At 63.1% G+C, this 1,771-nt stretch carries 2 protein-coding genes; both read right to left on the bottom strand.

Annotated elements, in window-relative coordinates; genetic code table 11:
- Positions 1-150: 150 nt before the first annotated feature.
- On the bottom strand, positions 151-1,275 hold the full coding sequence (locus RLDS_RS29265) for an ABC transporter permease (protein WP_020819437.1): 1,125 nt from the start codon (positions 1,273-1,275) through the stop codon (positions 151-153).
- A gap of 6 nt (positions 1,276-1,281) precedes the next feature.
- The coding region (locus tag RLDS_RS29260) for an ABC transporter permease (protein WP_021224244.1) at positions 1,282-1,771 on the bottom strand (490 nt) is incomplete at its 5' end.

The following is a 1,771-nucleotide window of genomic DNA, read 5'->3' as shown; positions in this document are numbered from 1 at the left end:
TGTCAACGGCAGGTGGCGCCCGGTAGTTGGGGCCGACCATACAGGCCGTCAACGAACTGCAGCCAGCTATCAATATTGCGTAGCGCGACCATCGCGGGGAACGTCCGCCCGTATCAGACAATGACGGCGCATGACTGTGGCGGGGCGATCTCATTGCAGGCGTCCTCGAACGAAGATGGTGGCCATGGTGAGCGACACCAGGGCGATCATCGCCAATGGCCAGAGGCTGGCAAATATGTCGCCCGGCGCCATGGCTTTGAGAAAGCTGCCCTCGACGATGACCAGGAAATGGGTGAGTGGAATCGCCTGCGCCAGCCATTGCAGCAGCATGGGCATGTTCTCGACCGGCGTGGCAAATCCCGACATCAGGACGGATGGCACGCCGATGGCGAAGGCGCCCAGGATGGCCTGTTGCTGGGTCGCGCTGATCGCCGAAATCATCAGACCGATGCCCACCACCGACAGGATGAACAGGACCAGGCTGACAAACAGCAGCGCGAACGACCCGTTGAACGGAATCCGGAACGGTCCCGCGGCCGCGGCCATCATCAGAAGTCCGAGCATGGTGCCGATGACCAGCGCCGGCAAGGATTTGGACAGGATGATTTCCGGCGTGGAGGTTGGTGAGACCAGCAACTGGTCGAAGGTTCCCAGTTCGCGTTCACGGGCGATCGACAGCGAGGTTATGAGCAGTGCGCTGAAGAACGCCAGGATGCCGGAGAGGCCCGGGACGATGAACCAGCGATACGTCAGATTGGGATTGAACCAGTTGCGTACCGCCACTGGCGTCGCAGGACCTGTGCCGGGGTTGGCCTCCGCGCCGACTTCGGCGGCGATGGCGGAGAGATAACTGGCGGTGATCTGTCCCGAATTGCTGCGCCGGCCGTCGATCAACAGCTGGATACGGCCGCTGTCTCCGGCAGCGATTGCGCGCGAAAAGTCCGGCTGGATGTCGAGCGCCGCGATCACCTTGCCCTGGTCGATCAGGCGTCCCAGTTCCTGACCGTCGGTCACGCGATAGACCTGGGTAATGAAGTCGGCCCGATCGAGCCGCGCGATCAGTTCATGCGACCAGCGGCCCGCATCCTGATTATGCACGGCAATATCGACGTTGCGCACTTCGAGCGTCGCGGCGAAGGCGAACACCAGCAGTTGCAGCAGCGGCGGCATGAACACCACCATGCGGCTGCGCGGATCGCGCAGGATGCTCAGCACTTCCTTGACGAACTGGGCTCGCAGCCGGGTGAAAGAGAGATAGCCATTGTGCCGCGTCATGGCTCGTCACTCCAGATTCTTGCGCGTGGCGCGCTTGGCCAGGAGGAAAAACAGGACGCCGATGGCGCCCATCGCCAGCAGGTTCGGCACGAAGACGGCCCAGATGTCGCCGGCCAGAAAGACGGTTTTTAGCGAAGAGACGAAATAGCGCGCCGGTATCGCCCAGGTGATGGCCCGGATCGGCGCGGGCATCGCGTCGATCTCATAGAGAAAGCCCGACAGCATGAAGGCCGGCAGAAAACCGGAGAACAAGGCGATCTGCGCGGCCAGGAACTGGTTGCGGGTGACAGACGAAATCAGCAGCCCTTGGCCCAGCGCCGGCACCATGAAGGTGGCCGAAAGCAGCAGGAGCGCCGCCAGCGATCCGCGCAGCGGCACGCCGAACACGAAGACCGCCAGCGCGGTCGCACCGAGCGTGGCCAGCATGCCGAGCGCAAAATAGGGCAGGAGCTTGCCGATCAGGATCTCCGCGACCGATGCGGGCGTGGAGAGCACC

Source organism: Sphingobium lactosutens DS20 (assembly GCF_000445105.1).
Classification (GTDB): domain Bacteria; phylum Pseudomonadota; class Alphaproteobacteria; order Sphingomonadales; family Sphingomonadaceae; genus Sphingobium; species Sphingobium lactosutens.
Note: the sequence above shows the minus strand (reverse complement) of the source record. Positions and strands in the feature narration are given on the sequence as shown.